Genomic DNA, 19,128 nt, shown 5'->3' with positions numbered 1-19,128 from the left:
CCGGCCAGCTGATTCGGTCATACCAGTACCACCATTCCGATGATCAGCACGGCGGCCAGCACGGCCACCATCGCCATTAAGGCGAGCACCCGCTTCGATCCACTGCCCGGGGTCGTCCCGCCGTCGGCGACCGTCCCGGCCGAAACCGTGCCACGCTTGTCTCTGTTGATCTCTTCGAACAGCCGGCGGCCCGCGGCCAGGCCCACCTCGGGATCGACCGACGGCGGAAGCTCCTGACCGGCGTGGAGCCGTACGAGCAGATCGGCCGGAGTCGGCCGCTGCTCCAGCGGGTTGTCGAAGATCCCGTCGAGCAGGCTCCGCAGCCGCTCCGGATCGCGGCGGCGGTCCGGAGGCGAGCCGTTGGCCTCCGCTCCCGTGTAGAGCGTGCGGATGAGCAGGCTGGCCGCCCAGAGGTCGTCCCGGACGTCGACTTCCCCCAGCCCCGCGGCCTGTTCCGGCGAACGGAACCGCAAGCCGCCTCCGGTGCGGCGGGGTTCACCGACCCGTTCGGCGAACTCGAAGTCGACCAGTTGCAGCCGCCCGTCTGCCCAGCGCACCGTGGTCGGGCTCACCGCACCGTGCACGACCCCGGCCACGGCCGTGAGCTGCAGCGCACGAAGCAGGCCGACCTGGAACTGACGGCGTTCGGCGTCGTCGAACTGCTTGATCAGGTCCGCGGCCGGCAGACCGGTGTAGTCCCGCAGCAGGACGAACGGTTCTTCGGCGTCCAGGTTGTAGGCGACCAGGCGCGAAAGGTCCGCCGGGTACAAGCCGGCGTAGACCTGCCCGAGCCGGGTGCCGGCGCGGACCTCGTTGTCCAGCAGTTCGTACAGGTGGGGATTGCGCGCGCCATCGGCGCGGGAAACGAACTTGCGGATGAGCCGCTGATCGTTCGCCACCACCAGGCGCTGCTGGAGAGCGGAACCCGGCGTGACGAACGCGCCCCGGTCGGCCAGGTGGATCTCACGCAGTCTGCCGTGGACATCGCGGCACAACACGACATCGGTCCGTTCGGTCACCTAGAACCCACCACCCAGCACCTGCCGGACCGACTCCGCGCGCAGCGGCAGCAGCCGGACCGCGCCGACCAGCTCGCTGCCGTGGGTCCAGGTGACCCCCGGATCCGCGGCGAGCCGCTGGTGAGTGCCGCCCTCGTCGAGAATCCGACGCAGCCGTGAAGGCGCGAACCGGATCAAAACCGGTTCCGTCGCAGTGCTGAGGTAGCGGAGCTGACCACTACGGCACAGTTGCGTCATCTCGCCGTCGGCTCCGGTGCGCAACGCCGTCAGCGACTCCGGTGTCTCGGACCAGACTCGGGCGGTCAGCGCGTCCCGCGGGCCGGGGTCGAGGCCGAACGCGGGGGTGGTCATCAGGCCATTGCTCCGCACGTGCGCGCCGTACTCGTCCAGCAACTGCTTCAGCCGCCGGGCGAACACCCCTGCCGGGGTGACCCGGGTACCGCCCGTCGCGGACCACACCGGCGACAGCGCACTGCGGCACAGGTCGGCCAGGTCACCGCGCACCACTCCGTACAACTCCGGTGGGACCGGCCGGGACGGCGGACTGCCCGCGGACCCGCTGGCCGGTGCGAGAAAGAGCCGATCGCCGACTTCCTCGAGACCAGCGACGATCTCGTCGAGCGCGGCGCCGACCTGGCCGGCGGACGACGCGATCGCCCGGCGCCGGCACATCGGCTGCCATTCCCGCGCGGTCGCCTCTTCGGCCAGCCTCGTCAGGTCCGCGAGGGTTCGCCGCAAGCCTTGGAGCGGCAGTTCGGCGGCCCATCGGTGGGCCGCCGAACGCCAGCTGAGCGCAGCCACGCCCACGCCGCCCAGCACCACGACCACGCTGAGGATGTCGGCGATCAGGGGGGAAACCGGAAGGAGGCCAGGCCGGCGTCCCGCAAGAACCGCGCCACCTATCGCGCCGAGGAAACTGGGCCCGCCGTACATCAGCAACGCGGGAACCCGCGCCGTGGCGGGAGCGGTCTCGGCCTGCAGCCCGGGCCGGCGGCTCATCAGCAGCCAGCCCACGCCGAACCAGCCCGCGGCGAGCGTTCCGCCACCGAGCCAGCCGGATACTCCCGGGCCGAGCAGCAGAGCAAGCAGCGCACAGCCGAGGAACATCAGCGGCAACGTCAGCAAGCCCAGCGGCCACCGGCGGAAAGCAGGCGGGGTCAGGGCCAGCGGGCCCCGCCTGCGGACCTCGTCGAGCGCCGCCGCGCAGCCTTGCGGACTACTGGCCGCGGCGGCCGACCGCAGCTCCTGGGCCAGCACGGAGAGCGGAGTGCCTCCGTCGAGTCGCGCTTCGACAAGGCTCTTGATCCCGGAAGCGACCTCTGCTCCCCTGGCTTCCCGAGGACGCTGAACGCCCATCTCCACCACGCTGTCGATGGCCGGCCGGCCGATCTCCAGGTGGCTGTCCATGCGGTCGAGCAGTTCGACCAGGTGGAGACGGTACGTTTCGGCGGCCTGCCCGGCCCCCGTCACCCGCTCACCCAGCCTTTCGGTGGGCCGCCGTGCCCCCAGCACTCCCTTCCACGTCCCCAGCAGCCTGGCCAGGTCGTCAATTTCGTTCAGCCGCCGGGTCGCCTCGGCCGCCGCCGCGGCGACCGGCCCGGACAGCACCGCACCCTCCGGCTCGTGCACCGCGTCCACTTGGCGCACGGCCGCGTCCAACGCTTGCGAAGCCGGCTGGCCTGCTTTGCAGAGAGAACGGACGGCGGCGGCCCTGATCTCGGCCAGTTCCCCCGGATCCACGGCGACGGACACCAGCCGGATGCCCGGGCCGGTCACGAGGCCGGGCCGGTCCCCGGTCAGCGCGACGACCCGGTCGAACACCTCCGGCACCCGCAACGCGGCGACGAGCGCATCGAGGGCGTCCGGCTCACCGTCCGCCGGGCGCGGGGCCGAGTGCTCCGGCGCCCAGTCCACTCCGCGCTCGTCCCCCACCCACAGGACGGTGGTGTACCGCAGCACGGGCGGCACCGCGAGCACCGCGCCATCCGGGGGACTGTCCGTTGTCGACTCACCGACGGCCACGCAGACGATGCCGGTCACCATTTCCTCGGCCACCAGCGACATGTAGAGGTCGGCGTGCTTGATCAGCGAACCGGCGTCGTCCAGCACCACCACTCCGCCGGAGATCTCAGCGGGCTGGTCGCCCGGCGATCCGCGCAGGTCCAGCAAGACGATCTTCGAGGTCTCCATACCCGCCGTCACCCACCAAGCCCGTGCGCAACGTCGACCTGCTCCCGCAGGTCGAGCAGGCTCTTGGTGGTGACTCCGACGTTCTCCCGGAGGGCCGCGGGCAACACCTGCGCCCAGAACTGCCGGATCACGGCGAGTTGCGGATCCCGGCTCAGCACCCGGTGTTGCTCGGCCTCCTTGACCTTGAGCAGTTCGCTTTCCGCGAGGTCGACGATCGTGGCGAACTCCGGCGCCGGTGGCGCGGGCGACCGGTCGGCGTTCTCCGGGACCGAGGACATCAGCCGTGCGGCGAGACTGCGGCGGATCGGGTTGTCGTCGGTGATGATCCAGTTCTCGTAGGCCTGGAGCACGCTGGCCCACGACGAAAGCGACCCGAGCGGAGTCAGCTCCAGCTTCATCGAGACGGACTCGCGGCTGCCGATCTCCACCGTGATTGCCGTCGGGCTGGTCGCGTCGCCGGTGACGGTGACCTTGCCTTCCCACGCGGCGCACAGCAGCCGGTGCAGCACGTGCCCGCGATCCTCTTCGCCGATGAGCAGGTAACCGGCGTCCTGGCTCAGCCGCCGGCGCCAGGCGAGGCTGTCCTGCGGGTGCGGACGGCGCTGAGCCTCGGCCCAGAGCTTGACGACCCGGCGTAGCTCGGGCACTTCGGTGACCCCCATCGAACTGCGGTTCAGCACGACGACGATGGCGTCGGCCTGCACGGCCCGGAACTCCGGCTCACCGATCAGGTCGACCGGCAGTGAGACCTCGTTGCGCAGGAATCGTTCGATGTCCTTGTTCTGCTGCCCCGCCGGATAGGTGAACAACGCCTTGAGCGGTGCGCGGCCATCCGGGGCGAACCCGCCGGGTACCAATTCCGCGAGCTTCTGCCGGAAGCGGGTGAGATCGTTGTCGCCCACGGAGTTGTCCCGCCGCTGCACGGCGTTGGCGAGCAGGTCTTCCATCCGGGGCACCAGCGCGGGGCGGGTCCGGTCGCCCGGCCGCACGTGCTCGGTCACCGCCTCCTTGATCCGCTGGCGGACGTGCGCGACGGCGGCCTCCGGGTCCTGGCGCCCCTTGGCGTACGCGGTGGCCCAGCCGTCCTGGCCCAGAAGGAGGTTGAGCACGTGGCCCTCGTGCGAGTTGGCCCCGAGGTGCTGGGCGTACTCCTCCTTCAGCCGCGTCAGAACGGCTTGGTAAAAGCCCTCGAGCCCGTGGTCTTCCGGCGGCAACAGGTAGGCCACGCCCACCCGCGCCTTGTAGAGGTCCTTGGCCCGCTGGTCGAACGACTGCGGTTCGCTGCGGGCGTGTGTGAGAAATCGCTCGTGGACGGCGGCGAACTCCGCGGTGAACGCCTGCCACGGCCGCGTCCAGATCCGATGGCTGTCGTTCCAGGCGGCGTTCCAGATCCGCCGGGTCTGCCAGGCGTACCAGACGTCCTGCTGCCGGATCACGGCCTGCGCGGGCTCCGAAGTGATCCGCAGCCGCTGCGTCAGTTTGCGCGGCAGGTTCTGCGGCAGCGGCGGGGCGGCGGCGTTCAGGTTCGCCGGCGCGGGCGGCGGGGAACGCCACCCCTCGAGCAGGGACCGGAATCCGCTCTTGTCCACCGGGTCGGTGAGGTCCCGGTGACCGAAGACGGCACGCTGCAACCGGAACAGGTCGAGGTCGCGCAGCAGCACTTCGGCCGCCGCCGAGGGGTCGAAGTTCTGGGCCAGCGTCGCCACCGGGCCGCCGAGCGCCTGGAGGTCGCGCGCGATGTTGGCGCTCATCGCGTTCGCGCGTTCGGTGAGCGCGGCGAGCACCGGCCCGTAGCCGGTCGGGCTTCCGTGCGGCGGGATGCGCGCGGGAGCGGCGTCGAGGATCTTGTCCAAGCCGGATGCGGTGATGAACCGCCGGATGTGCGCCTTGTTGGTCTCGGCCGCACCCAGCGGGACGAGCAGCTCGTTGACGGCGTTGGCCAGCAAGTGTGAGCTGACCGCTTCGGTCAGCTCCAGCAAGGGCGTGGTGAGCGCGGCGACCGCGCTCGTCGTCACTCCGCGCCGCCCGACCCCCGTCTCCGCGGTGGCGTGCCGGTCCACCTTGCTGTTGATGAACCCGTCGGCGAACGACGGGTGGGCTTGGCTGGCGCTGCCCTCGTCATCGTCGTCAGCGGCCTGGTCGGACGGCCCGGCCCCGATCAACGACGTCATCAGGGAAACCATCGACCGGTTGAGGTCGTCGCGGCGCACGCCGCCGACCGGGCGGCCGAACAAGAACGCCGTCTGGACGGTGTTCGCCTCCAGCTGCACGACTTCCAGCAGCGGGTAGCGGACGGAGACCGAGCCCCGGGTGCCACTCGCGTCCAGTTCGTCGTCGGAGCCGTGGGCGTTCTGGTCGTCGATCAGCCGGAACAGGTCGACGAGCGCGGAACCCGCGTTGAGGTCCGCCGGCCGGCCGCCGCCCTGCCCGTCGTCGAACGCCGAAGGCATGAGAACCAGCGGGTAGATCTCGGCCTGCTTGCCGCCCCGCTGCATCAGGTCGCCGATCAGGTGCAGGTAGTCGTAGAAGATCCCGCTGCCGGTGCCGCCGGCAACGGAAAACACCACGAACACGATTACCGGGTCCACCCGCTGGGTGCGCTTGCCGCTGACGGTGAACAGGTCGCCGCCCGACTCGTTGATGGCCGCCAGCGCCTGCTTGATCCCGAGCACCGCGTTGTCGGGGTTGCGCCGGATCGTCTCGAACAGCACCCCGCGCCCGACCGTCGGCAGCTGGCCGGCACCGCGGACCAGCGGCCCGATCCGCGGGTCGCTCTCCTTGGACGGCAGCCAGCCGATGGTCTGCTCGTCGGTGTTGATCCGGAGGCTCTGCGCGACGTCGGCGGAGTTCGCCAGCTGCGTGGGCACGAGTTCGGTGATCAGGTGCATCGTCTTCTGCGCCGCCTGGTCGTGCTCGCGGCCGGGCACGACCTCGCGCCGAACCCGCTGCAGCTCGTTCAAGCTGAGATCCGCGTAGACGAACTGCAGGCACGAAGGCAACTGGTAGGGACGGAAGTTCGGGTCGTGCATCTCCGGCAGCAGGCGCGTGCCGTCCGGCCCGCACAATTCTTCCCGGAGGCGCTTTTCGAGCTCGGCACCGACCTTGCAGCCGGTCCCACCGAGTCCGATGAACAGCATCGGCTGATAGATTCTCATTGCGGCATCGTCCTCACGGTCGCGGGCCTGCGAATTTGGCGAAGTAGGGTGATTTGCGTGTCCGCGTAACGCGGCGCGGGCCGGGTTCTCATGGTTTCGACCGCCTTTCCAAGAGCTCGTTGACGCGGTGGAGGATCCCCTCGGCCTTGGACACCGCGTCCGCCAAGTCGTCGTACAGACCGAGATCTCCGGAGGCCGCGACGCGGTCGGCGCCGGAGCCGAAAGCCCGCAGGCCGAGCACCCGCCGCAGTTCCACGCCTGCCTCGTCGAGCGGCTGGATGTAAGTGGTGATGGTGTGCATCGCGATGGCGAGTTCACGCGCCCAGATCGCGGTCGCGCGGTGTTTCGACGATTCGCGCACCAGGTAGCCGGCCAGCACTGCGATCGGGATGGTCACCGACAGCCGGAGCAGCTCGGCACCGAGCGACAGTTCTTCCAGCCAGATGTTCAGTGCGACGACGGCCAGTGCTGTCCCGAGCAGTAGCGCGACCACGGCCGACCGCAGCCGGTTCGCCGTCTTGAACTCCGATCGGGCGTAGGAATCGTAGTGGAGCGATGACTTGCCGGCGCTGAATTCGCCGGCGAGTTCCATCGTCTGATCACGGACGCGCCGCGTCTCACCCAGTGCCCGCTCGGCCTGGTGGACGAACCTCCGGGCACTCAGCTCGCTCCGGACGTCCGTGGCCACCCGCAGTGCGTTCGAACGGTCGGTGGCGAGGCGCTGCTGTCCCACCGCTCGGGAATCGACCACGGCCACGAAGGCGCTGACCGCCTCTTCGAGCCACTGCCGGAGGTCGTCCGCCAGCTTCTCGAGCGTCTCGACCAGGTTGGTTTCGTGACCGGCCTGCCCGATGGCAGCCAGGCAGCCACCGAACTCGTCGACCGTCCCGTGGATCATCTCGAACGCCTCGACGAAGTCATTGTCCTGCCGCAGGGCCGTTCTCATGACGGCACTCACCTCCGCCGAATGGAAGTAGCGGGCGACGAACTCCACGACCAGCTTGGCGTCCCCGCAGGCGCTCTGAACCCGCTCGTTCTTGGGCGCATTCCAGTCCCGGCGGATGCGCTCACCCAGGTTGATCACGGCTTGCTCCGCTGCCTTCAACTTCTGGGCCAGGGTCTGCCCCCGTTCCGGCCCGCCGGGGTCCTCCACCTTCCTCGCCGCCGTCACGAGCTACCGCCGGTCATACCGTCCCGGATTCCCGGGGGAAGGCTCTCGTAGGCCACTGCGCCCTGGGAGCGAATCTCGTCCTGTTCGTGCTGCGCCTTGACGGAGTCCCGGTCGGGCATCCGCAGGTCGTCAGGCCGGCGGCAGATCCGGTGCACGACGAAGAGGAAGGCCAAGCAGTCGGCCGTGAAGAGAAGCACGGAGAACCCGATCGACGACAAGGCCACCAGGATCGGCTTTTCGTCCGCCACCCTCAAGAACGCCGTCAACCGGTTCGGCCGCGGGGCCGAAGGCGCCCGCAGTGCCGCCAGCTGCTTGTCGATGTCGGCGACCCTGCCCCTGGCCTTCTGCTGGTTCTCGCCGAGCCGGGCGGCCTGATCGGCCACCGCCCGTCTGGCGCCCGCGAGCTGCTGGGGAAGAGCGTCCACTGCACGCTGGAGCTGATCTCGGTAGCCGACTTTCTCGTAGTAGGCAAAGCCCTTACCACTGACCCCGGTCCCGCAAGTGCCATCCAGTTCGCAGATCGCCTCGCGCTTGGCCTCATCGAGTTTCGCGCTCGTGTCGACCAGCGCCCGGCCGAGACGAACCACTTCGGGATCATCGGCCTCCATCGGCAGCCGCTGTGCCAGGACGTCGAGACTCTGCTGCCTGTCGATTTCGAGGGTCCGGACGTCGGCGCTCGGACCAGCGGAGCCGGACGGGGCACGCTCGGCTTCTATCGCGGCGTCGAACGTCCACAGTGTCGCGGCAAGAGCGACAACGAGGCTTCCGCCGAGGGCGATCACGACCCGGAACGCCAGCACCATCGGCGCCGGCCGGGTTCCGGTCAATCGACCGACGGTCACCCGGTTGACCGCCCACATCCCGATGAAGCCGGGGATGACCAGCAGCCAGAGGATCACCGACAGACGGAACCCGACGATGACCGGCACTATTTCGAGGATCGGTACACCAAAGGCGAACGCGAGCGCACACCGGCGGAGGCTCTGCTGCCGGGATTCGGCGGTGCCGGTCTTGCGGTCATCGCCGTTGCTGGACCCGATCGAGGCACCGATCGGGGATCTTCGAAGATGTAGCATGATTCCCTGCGCTCCTCGCCAGGTCAATGCTCGGTATCCGTCGAGACGCTTGTCCTGCCGGTCATCCGAACGGGTTGTTGGGGTCTGCGTAGGCGCCGTCGGACGCCGGGCCGCCGCGCGAACTGCCGGCCGGACCAGCGCCGAACGGAGTGTCGGCGAACGGATCCCCCTGGTGGGGATCGGTGCGCTGCGCGCCTGGCGCCGGGTCCGGCGCCGGTGTCAGCGGGGAGTCGCCGAACGAGTCGACGTAGGAACTCGACGGCGCTGGATCGCTGTGGGCGATCCCGTCGAAGGGGCTGTACGAGACGTCGGGCACCGGCACACTGGTGGCGATCCGTTCGTCGAGGAGCACGAGCTCCCGGTCCCGGCCGAGGTCGTGCCGCTGCCCGGGGTTCAGGATCACCGGCTGCCGCCCAGGCGGGGTCAGGCTGAAGTCAGGCCCGGCCCGGCGGACCTGGTACGCGTCCGGCTCGCTCGCGGCCGCCACCTGGAGCTTCGGGCCGGTGAACTCGTCGTGCAGGACGAAGGCGAAGGTCTTGAGCCGCTTCGCGGGTTCCAGTTCGGAGCTGACAACGCCGTTCTGCGCCAGCTGCACCTTCAGGCCGCGTACGCTCGTTTTGTCCCGCCGCGTCCGGATTCTGGTGAGCAGGTAAACCAGAGCTGCGACGACCAGCACCGCGAGCGCGGCCCACAGCCAGAAAAGTTTCTCCACGATGCCCGGCTCGGCAGCGACGACGGTGGTGAACAGCCGCTCGGCGATCGCGGCCGGCGGACTCGTGTCCGCGACCAGCCGCAGCGTCGCGGCGTTGGCCCCCAACGTCGTGCTCTCGCCGAACCGGAGGGTGAACGGCACCTTGGTGACGCCGGGCAACGCCTGTACCACCGCCGGGTCCACGGTCAACGTCGTACCGGGCGCCGGGTCGCCGACCTCCAGCCGCAACGGGGCCACCCGACCGGAATTGTTCGTCACGGACACGGTGCCGGAAACCGTTCCGCCCGGGGTCACCGTGGTTCGGTTGTTGTCGAAGAGGATCTGCGCCTGGATGGCCACGGCGCCGCGTTGGACCTTGGTCGAAAGCACCCGCGTATCGCCGCCGATGCCGATACCGGTGACCTGGCCGGTGAAGGTGAGGTCGCCGGACGCGTCGCCGGGAACCCGCAGCTGGGCGCTGAAACTGCCGTCGTGTTCGGGATCGGCCAAGGTGACCTGCTGTTCGCGGAAACCCGCGTTCCCGCTCATTGTCGTGGTGAACGTCAGAGACTGCAGGGTCGGCGTGTCGACCACCGCGCGACCGCGCGCCCACACCTGCATGTCCACGTCCACCGTTTGTCCGGCCGCGGGCTGGGGCGGACTGACCGTCAGGTACGCCTTGACCTCCGCCTGGTAGGCGACCGTGGCGGCCACGTCCTGCGCGGGAACGTCGGCCGAGGACAGCCGGATGGTCCACTTCCCCGGCTCGGGGTCGCTGATGCGCAGTGACTCCGTTTCGGTGCTCTGCCCGGCGAATTCGAAGTTCGCTCCGCCCGCGGCCGGCGCGGGCCTGCTCGCACCCGGGGCGATGTACTCCACCTGCACCCGCGGATCCCTTTTGTACACGAGGATGGCGGCGTAGCTGGCGACCGCGGGGATGTCGACGGTGAGTTCGGTCGAGCCGCCCGTAGGGACGTTGCCGGTCTGGAGGGGGCCGTACTTGACGCAGCTGGCGGAGCTGAACGCCTCCACCACGGCCGAAGCCAGCTCGGTGGCTGTGCGGGCGACCTGCTCGTGCGGGTCCGCCGCGCCCGGCGTACAGCTTTTGCCCTTCGCAAAGCCGCGCAACGCGTCGTTGACCGCGCCGAACCCGAGCGGCCACACCTGAGCGCTCGCGCGATCGAGGTCGGCCAGGACCTCACCGACCTTCGCCGTGGCCGCACCGTTGCGTCGCGCAGGGGTGTCACCCCAGGCCGGACTGTCGGACACGTCGAGTTTTCCGTCCGTCAGGAGAAAAACGACCTTCTTCTCGGGCTGTGCGGCGCCGACGAAGGTGAGCGCCTGCTGCAGCGCCGCGACGTGGTCAGTCCCGTCGCCCTCCTGTGGTGACCGCCGATGGAGATCACCGACGCACTTCGCGAGCGAATCACGACTCTGTGCGTTGTCGAGCGGCGTCGGCGGGCAAACGACCTGCACCGCGCTTTGCCCGGGTCCATTGGAACTGCCGAAGCCCACGACGGAAACCACCGAGCCCGGTGCCAGCGCACTGAAGACGATCGTCCGGGCCGCTTCCTTTTCCCGCACGACATCGGACTCGCTCAGACTGCCCGACTCGTCCACGAGCACGACTACCTGCAACGGAGGCAGCTTGGACGGCGCCTCCTGTCCGTAAGCGCTTCCAGACATCGGCAACTGCAGAGCGATCAACAACCAGACCAAACCGAGGAACGCCGCCCTACGCCACTTCCCGCCTCGACAGGAAACCGAATGGCATGCCCTCCCACCACGTGAATAGCCGATCAAGAGTGGTGCGAACATGGCCAACCCTTCTACGGTCGAATCCTTCGGCGCTCGTAATGTTTCGAATGTCGCGCGCCCGCATGCTGGTGTTACGTCGCAGAGCAACACTTCGGCATCGGCCCTATGCCCCAACCGCGTGACACGATTGGACGAAGCACATACCTCCACTCAGATAATGCATGACAGGCTCCACAGGAGTGATTTGACGCGTTTTTGTCCAGTTCCCTGAAATTTTTGTCCGTCATCCGCGGCAGGGTCGGCAATCCCACACCGAACCGGCGTGGCGACATGGCCGTCCCGAACGGTCACCTGATTCTTGCGACAGGCAGGGAAATCTGATTGGCGAGCCAACAGGAAGCATTAGGCAGCGTCAGACACGGAGGCCTTCCAGCACCCGGCGGACCGATGGAGGAAACGAAAGTAATGGACCAACGGTTTTCACGATTCTTCTGACAGTTTGCCATGGACCGTTCAGCCATCCGGGCGGTAGCGATACGTCACCGGCAATGATCACCGACCGTCCCACGGCCGCAGCCCCGACTGGACACCCGACTCGGCTCAGGCGGGCTACCGCCGCCACATCCGTGGCTACCTCGTCCCGGCTCGGTGGACGCCTGTTCAAATGCCATCGCCCGACGCGGACAGCTCGACCGCAACGCGGGGTCCCAGTGAGCGACGGCTACAGGCGGCCGACTGGACCGCACCCCTCACCGCTCGACGGCGCGTCATGGGTGAACGATCCCGGGATGCCGTCTGATCAGCCGTTCAGATCGCCGGCTTCCTCCGCGACCGCCGGCTCGATCCACTGTTCCGCCTCGACGCCGGCTGTCCACCAATCCGAGCCGACCACGCGCGACGGTTCGACCGGCGATGCCGTTCCGCGTTCCGGCGGCCCGGGCTCGATTGGCCCGGCAGCATCGACCGTCGCCGAGCCACCCTCCCACGACACGACAATCCGCCCCGAGGCAGACCTCCCGCTCCACCCCGACCAGCTGATCGACGCCGACGCCAACTGACCCGACACCAAGATCGCGAAAGGCGGAACACGCAACTCCAACGTGACCCACTGATCCACACCAAGCGGCTGCCCGTCCAACCCCAACGGCTGCAGTCCCGGCTTCCTGCCCAACCGGCAGATCCGCCCGCTGACGTTCTCCGCAACGACCTCGCCACGCAACCCACCACCCGAAGCCCGGAACCACCGGACCGACACCGCGAGATCGTCCGAGCCGCACGGAGGAACCCGTGCCTCTTCCTGCCATCGCGATGATCGGGCAGCAAACAGCTCACCCACCGGCGGACACGGCCACCACCTCCGACCAGGATTCCTTTCGGCAAGTATTCCGGCCCGCGCTGCTGTCATGACGCCCGTTGGAACCCGACGCATCCTGCACGACTCACCCCGGGATCGCGATCGCGTGCTACGGACCGTCACCGGCTACCTGCGCGCGCACCCCATCACCGACGCCATCCCCGACGACGTGGTCGCGGCGCTGGCGACGCTACGCGACCGGGGAAAGCCACCACGCGGTCAGCGCGATGTGCTCGACCTGCACGGCGTCGCCCTCCCGCGCGCCGACTTGACGGGGTTCGACCTCCGCAACGCCGATCTTGCCGGCGGCGAGCTCACCGGCAGCGTGCTGCGCGACGCCGACCTGCGCGGCGCCCGGATGAACCGGACCACCGTGCGCGAGGCCGACCTCAGCGAATGCGACCTCTCCGACGCCCGGCTCGACGGCGCCGTCCTGGTCAACACCGCCCTGGGCGGAGCCGACCTCCGGACCGCCCGCGGCCGCACCATCACGGGATGTGCAATAACCTCAGCGTCGGTCATCCGGTTCAGGCACGAGCCGCCTCGAATTCCTTCAGCACGCCGACGGAATCGGAGGTTCCGATGCCACAGTCCAATTCCAGCGAACCGCTGCGTTCTCCGCTGTGGTGGGAACACCGTTCACCACTCACCGTCTCCGGCGATCCGCCGCCTGCTGGAAATCACCGCCTGGCCGACGTCTTCCCGATCGTCACGCGCGCAGCCGGCGCCGAGGCGGACGGACACCTCCAGCGCCTGAGCCAAGTACGGCACGCTCCCGGGAACTTCGACCGCGTGGTCATGCGCCGAGTCGGCTGTAGAGGCGGCCGGCCAACGATGCGGCCAGCCGGTTCACCGCTCCCAGTGGATCCAGCTGCGCGAACTGCCCGAGCAGTTCCGCCGCCGCGTAGGCCTCGGCCTCCGACAGCAACGCCACGCACCGCTCTCGCCGTCCCCGCTCCAGCAGCCTGGCGAGGGCTTCGGCGAACTCGTCCAGGTCGCGGACACCGGCCAGGCCGTACCGCTCACCGAGCGGATCCCGCATGACCTCGTCACTCATGGTCATGTGCCCCTTTCCCCGCCGTCTGGCTCGCTCCAGAAAATCTACCCGCGCCGGAGTAGACATCCGGCGTTGGATGTGTGTAGTGTTCTCCTCGTAGCGAGAGAGACAACGTCAAGCAAGCGCGGGAGAGGACGTAACTACCCGCGAGGTGAGACAAGACGGTCAGGCAGCGCGGAGCCGATCACGGAACAAGGTTTCGGCTGGTGACCGGGAGCAGTACTTCAGGGCCCGAGTTGTGAAGAAGGTTTGATCAGGTAGTGCCGGCCCTGAAGCGGCAGTGCAGGACGCGGGCGGAGCGCGTGTGCCCGTGAAGATCAGCAGTATGTGTATTTGTTCAGTGCAGTTGTTTGTCATGTGCAGTTGCAGGACCGGTCAGGTGGCCGGAGCCGATCGGTGAAAGGGCTCCGGGCAGTGACCAGCGGCGTCAGCGTGCTGGGACCGATCAGTGGAAGGGGTCTCGGCGGTGACGTGCGCGGCAAGTGAAGTAGCAGTACCGAGTAAGTGGAAAACACCGGAAGGAAGGGACGGGAACCATCATTGGATCGCCCGCGGCGGCCAGGTAGTGCCGCGCGGGTACCGCAGTCCCATCGAGTTCGGAGGTGGTGCTCGGTCACGAATGAGCGATCCCCGCAGGATCCGGCTTTCGGCCGGACGCGGGTGCAGGACGCCGGCGGTCGCGCCGGTTGACAATGGTGTAAATCCCAACCCTTGAGGACCCCGGGTGCCGTGGACGGCGCCCGGGGTCCTTTCTGATGTGGAGGTGGAATGATTCCTGACCAGGCAAGACCGGCCACGCCGAGCGGGGCCGACAAGTTCGACGACGAGCACTACCCCGCCTACACCATGGGCCGGGCCGCCGACATGCTCGGCACCACCCAAGGCTTCCTGCGCAGCCTCGACGAAGCCGGCCTGATCACCCCGCAACGCTCCGCCGGCGGGCACCGCCGCTACACCCGGCACCAGCTGCGCCTGGCCGCCCGGGTGCGGGAACTGGTCGATCACGGCACCGCCGTCGACGCCGCCTGCCGCATCATCACCCTCGAAGACCAGCTGCACGAAGCCCAGCGCCTCAACCGATCCCGGCGGCCCGACACCGAGCTCAACACCATCGACTGATCCCCACGATCGACCGACTGATCGACCGACTCGGCACGCGGCCAGGGCCGCGTGCCGATGTGCGTCGAAAGCCACCAGCCGTGCCCCGGCGGATGGTCCCGGATGCGGACGTCAGCTCGACCACGGGCCGGGGGCACGAACCCGGCCGGGTCATGCGGGGCTCACCGTGGCGCTCTTCACCACCTGCTCGGTGACGAGGGTGCCCTCGGCCGAGTAGTCCGGGCCCAGCAGCCGGTAGAACCGGGTGTTCCACGGCGACACCAGCGGCCTCGCCGACACCTCGATCCGGCCCAGCCACTTGATCGACGAGATCCCGGCCCACGACGGCACCACGAGCCGCACCGGGAAACCGTGGTCCGGCAGCAGCGGCCACCGCACCTTGCCGAGGTTCACCCCGGCCGCCACGTAGTCCGGGTCGAGGCCCTCCGGCAGCACGTCCACCGCGTCGCGGGTCAGCCCGGCCTTCGCCAGCACCATCGCGAGCCGGACCCCGCGCCAGCGCGCCACGCGGTCCCGCTCACCGGCTGCCCCTGCTGGCCGGTGAAGAAGCTCCGGCCGTTGCCGGCACATTCGATGAACGCGGTGATCGTCTCGGACGGCAGGGCCAGCAGGTCGCGGTACCCCTGGCCGCGCATCGCCTCCCAGCGGGTCTCCGCGTTGGTGCCGTGGACCTCGAACAGCTCCGGTGGCACCGGCTTGACGATCGGCCCCGCGGCCGCAGCGGCGCGGCCAGTGCGAGGCCAGCACGTCCACGGAGCGGAACGCGAGTCCCTGGTCGAGGGCCGAGCGGGGCAGGAACGTTTGCCAGGCCGTGGTCCTGGGCAGCTCATCGGTGAGATGTCCCGTCCCCGGGAGGTGAGGAGATTGACCCCGCCGCAGGACGAACACCGCACGACCCTCGAAAGGCTCGACGTCACGCCGCGCCGCGAGGCCAAGGCTCCTCATGCGGCCCTGGTGTGGGCGCTCCGGTACCGGAGCGCCGCGCTGGAAGCCGACCAGCTGCGCGAGGCGTTGCGCACGCGGCCCGTCATCGACCAGGCCAAGGGCATCCTCATGGCGCAACACCGCTGCTCCGCGGACGAGGCGTTCGACATGCTGCGGCAGCGTTCGCAGGTCACCAACACGAAACTGCGCGAGGTCGCCCAGGCACTCGTCGACGACGTCACCCGTTAGGGCCGGATGGCATCCGCGCCGAGGCGCTCGTGTCCGGTCACGGGTGAGAACCGAAGGCCCCGGGTACTTCCGTCGATGAACGACGCTCGCGGGCCGCGGGGCGCTTGCGGACGCGGGATAGGGCTGATCGTGCACCGACGTACTCCCGAGCCGGACATGGAGAGCAGCGACACCGAGGCGGCTGAACCCGCCACGGCCGGTGCCGGCGCGCCGATCGACCCGTCCATCCGGTCGAGTTTCGAAGAACTCGCGCCGGCGTTGCCTGGTGAAGCGGCCGTTCTGCGCCGCAAGCCGGCCAGCTGGCTCGAGCAGCTACCGCTGGACCCCGCCAGCCGGTACGACATCGCGCACGCCTACCCCGACCGGCCCGGCTGGGCACGGTTGTACGCCGACTGGGCCGGTGACACGGTCAAGGTCACCGTGACCGACACCGGGCGCGGGATCCCCGCGAAACCGGACCGCGCGCCGGCCTCACCGACGTCGGGTGGCCGCGGCCTCCTCCTGATCGACGAGGTCACCGACCAGCTGACGGTCGACACCGGTGCGCACGGCACCCAGGTGACGATGATCTGGCGGCCCGCGGCGATGCGGCCGAACACCGCGGCCTGATTCCCGGGCCGGCGTCGGTGCGCTCGACCCGAATCGTCGCCTACCGCGGCGCCCGCCGACCTCGCCCGCCCGATCGGCCACCGGCGGCGCTCGACGGCCTCGCTCGCGAAACCCAAGCGCGCCACCCCTTCGCCCGCTGAATCCCGCACTCCGATGTGGACGGTTCCGGAGCGGTACGCAGCGACTGCCGGCGCCCTGGTGACCACGCCACTCGAGTGGACGGGCGGAACAGAGAAACCGTTCTCGATCTCCACTGCCCATTGCGGGTGACCATTCCCACGCCGTGGACCGCGTTGCCCGTCGGACCTGTCCAGCGCTTTACTCGGAGCAGGTTGGCGAGCGGCCGTCGATACACAAATCCTCAAACCGTTTGGTGGAGTCCTCATGCCCAGCTTTCCCCCACCCGATCCTCAACAGCCCCTGAAATTCGCCTATTGGGTACCGAATGTCAGTGGCGGGCTCGTCACGAGCACTATCGAACAGCGCACCGACTGGGGTTACGACTACAACCGCGAGCTCGCCGTGCTCGCGGAGAACAACGGGTTCGAATACGCGCTGACCCAGGTCCGCTACACCGCCAGCTACGGCGCCTCCTACCAGCACGAGTCCACCGGGTTCAGCCTCGCGCTGCTGCTGGCCACCCAGCGGCTGAAGGTGATCGCGGCCGTCCACCCCGGGTTGTGGCAGCCGGGAGTGCTGGCCAAGTTCATCGCCAGCGCGGACGTCCTGTCCGGCGGTCGGGCCGCGGTGAACGTGGTCAGCGGCTGGTTCAAGGGTGAGTTCACCGGCCTCGGCGAGCCGTGGCTGGAGCACGACGAGCGCTACCGGCGCTCCGAGGAGTTCATCCGCGTCCTCAAGGAACTGTGGACGAACGAATCGGCCGAGTTCAGGGGCGATTTCTACCGGATCCACGACTTCGACATCAAGCCGAAACCCGTCGCCGGCCCGGACCGGCCGCATCCGGAAGTGTTCCAGGGTGGCAATTCCACCGCGGCCCGCAAGCTGGCCGGCCGGGTGTCGGACTGGTACTTCAGCAACGGCAAGGACTTCGACGGGTTCAGCGAGCAGGTCGAAGAGGTCCGCGGCTACGCGGCCGAAAACGACCACGCGGTCCGGTTCGGCATCAACGGCTTCGTCATCGCCCGCGACACCGAGGCCGAGGCCAAGGCCGTGCTCCGGGAGATCGTGGAAAAGGCCGACGTCCAGGCCGTCGAAGGGTTCCGGTCCGCCGTGAAACAGGCCGGGAAGTCCACTTCGGACAAGAAAGGCATGTGGGCGGACTCGGACTTCGCCGACCTGGTCCAGTACAACGACGGGTTCCGCACCGGCCTGATCGGCACACCCGAGCAGATCGCCCGGCGGGCCGTCGAGTACAAGCGACGCGGCGCGAACCTGCTCCTGCTCGGATTCCTGCACTACCACGAGGACGTCGTGTACTTCGGCCGCCACGTCCTGCCGATCATCCGCGAGCTCGAGAAGGAGCTCGACACCAGCGCCGCCACCCCCGAACCCGTTGGGAGCTTCTCGTGACCACCACCGAAACCGACTGGCTCGCCCGTGCCCGCGAGGTCGCCGCACAACTGGCGATCGACGCCGTCGAGCGCGACCGCGAGGGCAAGACACCCTACGCCGAGGTCCAGCTGCTCAAGGACAACGGCCTGGTCACCCTGCTCGGCCCGGTCGAGCACGGCGGCGGCGGGCAGACCTGGGAGACCGCCTACCGGGTGATCCGGGAGGTCGCGAAGGCGGACGGCTCGATCGGCCAGCTGCTGGGCTACCACTACCTGTGGGCGTGGGCGGCGCGGCTGGTCGCGACCGACGCGCAGATCACCGCGGTCGAGGAGCTGTACACCCGCAACAACTTCTTCTTCGGCGGCGCGGTCAACCCGCGCGACTCGGACCTGAAGATCGGCCAGGACGGCGACGAACTGGTCTTCAACGGGCACAAGTCGTTTTCCACCGGCGGCAAGGTGTCCGACCTGACCGTGCTGGAGGGCGTGCTCGAAGGGACCGACGAGCACATCTTCGCGATCGTGCCGTCGAACCAACCGGGAATCGTGTTCCACGACGACTGGGACAACCTCGGGCAACGGCTCACGGAATCGGGCAGCGTCACCATTTCGGACGTCCGCGTGCCCTGGTCGGACGCCGCGGGATACGTGGACCGGGAATTCCGGCCGTTGGTCTACAACACGCTGAACGTACCGGCCATCCAGCTCGTGTTCACCAACTTCTACCTCGGCATCGCGCAGGGTGCGTTGGAATCCGCGCTGGCGTACACGCGGGAGCGGACGCGGCCCTGGCCCTACGGCGGGGACGACAAGCAGTCCGCGACCGAGGAGTGGTACGTCCTCGAAGGGTACGGCGACCTGCAGGCCAAGCTGTGGGCGGCCGAGGCCCTGGTCGACAAGGCCGGCGCGGCGATCTCGCCGATCCTGCACGCACCGCGGGAAGACCTGACGCCCGAGGCGCGCGGCGAGGTCGCGGTGCTGATCGCGGCTGCCAAGCAGCGGATCGTCGACACCGGCCTGGAGATCGGCACCCGGATCTTCGAACTGACCGGTGCGCGGGCGAGCGCGTCGAAGTACGGGCTGGACCGGTTCTGGCGGAACCTGCGGACGCACTCGCTGCACGACCCGTTGCCCTACAAGCGGCGGGAAGTCGGGGCCTACGCCCTGAACGGCGAGCACCCGCAGCCGACCTGGTACACGTAAGCCCGGCCCGGCGGCCGGAGGGACTTCGACCTCGTCCCACCG

General features: G+C 69.0%; 14 protein-coding genes and 1 pseudogene. 6 read left to right on the top strand and 9 right to left on the bottom strand.

All coding sequences use genetic code 11. The features are described 5' to 3' along the window. Positions 1–17: 17 nt before the first annotated feature. The 7 genes from AB0F15_RS00550 to AB0F15_RS00520 all read right to left on the bottom strand — a co-directional run bounded on the left by AB0F15_RS00550 (position 18) and on the right by AB0F15_RS00520 (position 12,396). On the bottom strand, positions 18–1,019 hold the full coding sequence (locus AB0F15_RS00550) for a hypothetical protein (protein WP_360262990.1): 1,002 nt from the start codon (positions 1,017–1,019) through the stop codon (positions 18–20). Continuing rightward, positions 1,020–3,209: a hypothetical protein gene (locus AB0F15_RS00545; RefSeq protein ID WP_360262988.1), complete on the bottom strand. Its 2,190-nt coding sequence runs from the start codon at positions 3,207–3,209 to the stop codon at positions 1,020–1,022. A gap of 8 nt (positions 3,210–3,217) precedes the next feature. Continuing rightward, positions 3,218–6,364 (bottom strand): tubulin-like doman-containing protein, encoded by a 3,147-nt coding sequence (locus AB0F15_RS00540; protein ID WP_360262986.1) that lies wholly within the window; start codon positions 6,362–6,364, stop codon positions 3,218–3,220. A gap of 88 nt (positions 6,365–6,452) precedes the next feature. Then, the gene (locus AB0F15_RS00535; RefSeq protein ID WP_360262984.1) at positions 6,453–7,448 is read right to left on the bottom strand and encodes a hypothetical protein; all 996 of its coding nucleotides are present in this window, start codon (positions 7,446–7,448) and stop codon (positions 6,453–6,455) included. A gap of 83 nt (positions 7,449–7,531) precedes the next feature. After that, entirely contained in the window at positions 7,532–8,611 is a 1,080-nt protein-coding gene (locus tag AB0F15_RS00530) for a DUF4407 domain-containing protein (protein WP_360262982.1), read from the bottom strand. Between the two features lie 61 nt (positions 8,612–8,672). After that, positions 8,673–11,210 (bottom strand): vWA domain-containing protein, encoded by a 2,538-nt coding sequence (locus AB0F15_RS00525; RefSeq protein ID WP_360262979.1) that lies wholly within the window; start codon positions 11,208–11,210, stop codon positions 8,673–8,675. A 649-nt stretch (positions 11,211–11,859) separates the two neighbouring features. Further along, a complete protein-coding gene (locus AB0F15_RS00520) occupies positions 11,860–12,396 on the bottom strand; it encodes a DUF4232 domain-containing protein (protein WP_360262976.1) in 537 nt (178 codons plus the stop codon). 67 nt (positions 12,397–12,463) lie between these two features. On the opposite strand from AB0F15_RS00520, the gene AB0F15_RS00515 reads away from it, so the two are divergent. Then, positions 12,464–13,171, top strand: a complete 708-nt coding sequence (locus AB0F15_RS00515) for a pentapeptide repeat-containing protein (RefSeq protein WP_360262974.1) — start codon at positions 12,464–12,466, stop codon at positions 13,169–13,171. Positions 13,172–13,210: 39 nt separating this feature from the next. Here the strand turns inward: AB0F15_RS00515 and AB0F15_RS00510 are convergent, their stop codons facing one another. Further along, positions 13,211–13,471: a hypothetical protein gene (locus AB0F15_RS00510; RefSeq protein ID WP_360262972.1), complete on the bottom strand. Its 261-nt coding sequence runs from the start codon at positions 13,469–13,471 to the stop codon at positions 13,211–13,213. Between the two features lie 768 nt (positions 13,472–14,239). Between AB0F15_RS00510 and AB0F15_RS00505 the strand changes: the two genes are divergently transcribed. Next, entirely contained in the window at positions 14,240–14,590 is a 351-nt protein-coding gene (locus AB0F15_RS00505) for a helix-turn-helix domain-containing protein (RefSeq protein WP_360262970.1), read from the top strand. Positions 14,591–14,740: 150 nt separating this feature from the next. Here the strand turns inward: AB0F15_RS00505 and AB0F15_RS00500 are convergent. Continuing rightward, positions 14,741–15,225, bottom strand: a pseudogene (locus AB0F15_RS00500) (molybdopterin-dependent oxidoreductase). Positions 15,226–15,454: 229 nt separating this feature from the next. Between AB0F15_RS00500 and AB0F15_RS00495 the strand changes: the two are divergent. The 4 genes from AB0F15_RS00495 (at position 15,455) to AB0F15_RS00480 (ending at position 19,086) form a co-directional block, all read left to right on the top strand. Further along, entirely contained in the window at positions 15,455–15,763 is a 309-nt protein-coding gene (locus AB0F15_RS00495; protein WP_360262967.1) for an ANTAR domain-containing protein, read from the top strand. A gap of 156 nt (positions 15,764–15,919) precedes the next feature. Next, entirely contained in the window at positions 15,920–16,372 is a 453-nt protein-coding gene (locus AB0F15_RS00490) for an ATP-binding protein (RefSeq protein ID WP_360262964.1), read from the top strand. A 384-nt stretch (positions 16,373–16,756) separates the two neighbouring features. Continuing rightward, positions 16,757–17,902, top strand: coding sequence for a dimethylsulfone monooxygenase SfnG (sfnG, locus tag AB0F15_RS00485; RefSeq protein WP_360262962.1), 1,146 nt, complete (start codon positions 16,757–16,759; stop codon positions 17,900–17,902). Continuing rightward, positions 17,899–19,086: an acyl-CoA dehydrogenase family protein gene (locus tag AB0F15_RS00480; RefSeq protein ID WP_360262960.1), complete on the top strand. Its 1,188-nt coding sequence runs from the start codon at positions 17,899–17,901 to the stop codon at positions 19,084–19,086. Before sfnG ends, AB0F15_RS00480 begins: the two co-directional genes overlap by 4 nt. Positions 19,087–19,128 lie beyond the last annotated feature (42 nt).

The sequence above is a fragment of the Amycolatopsis sp. NPDC026612 genome (assembly GCF_040638285.1).
Lineage (GTDB): Bacteria > Actinomycetota > Actinomycetes > Mycobacteriales > Pseudonocardiaceae > Amycolatopsis.
This window is presented reverse-complemented; position numbering and strand designations above follow the sequence as displayed.

Bases quoted from the DNA above. Each gene is read 5' to 3' on its own strand.
- AB0F15_RS00545 (WP_360262988.1), bottom strand. From the start codon at position 3,209: ATGGAGACCTCGAAGATCGTCTTGCTGGACCTGCGCGGATCGCCGGGC.
- AB0F15_RS00540 (WP_360262986.1), bottom strand. From the start codon at position 6,364: ATGAGAATCTATCAGCCGATGCTGTTCATCGGACTCGGTGGGACCGGC.
- AB0F15_RS00530 (WP_360262982.1), bottom strand. From the start codon at position 8,611: ATGCTACATCTTCGAAGATCCCCGATCGGTGCCTCGATCGGGTCCAGC.
- AB0F15_RS00515 (WP_360262974.1), top strand. From the start codon at position 12,464: ATGACGCCCGTTGGAACCCGACGCATCCTGCACGACTCACCCCGGGAT.
- AB0F15_RS00510 (WP_360262972.1), bottom strand. From the start codon at position 13,471: ATGAGTGACGAGGTCATGCGGGATCCGCTCGGTGAGCGGTACGGCCTG.
- AB0F15_RS00505 (WP_360262970.1), top strand. From the start codon at position 14,240: ATGATTCCTGACCAGGCAAGACCGGCCACGCCGAGCGGGGCCGACAAG.
- AB0F15_RS00490 (WP_360262964.1), top strand. From the start codon at position 15,920: ATGGAGAGCAGCGACACCGAGGCGGCTGAACCCGCCACGGCCGGTGCC.
- sfnG (WP_360262962.1), top strand. From the start codon at position 16,757: ATGCCCAGCTTTCCCCCACCCGATCCTCAACAGCCCCTGAAATTCGCC.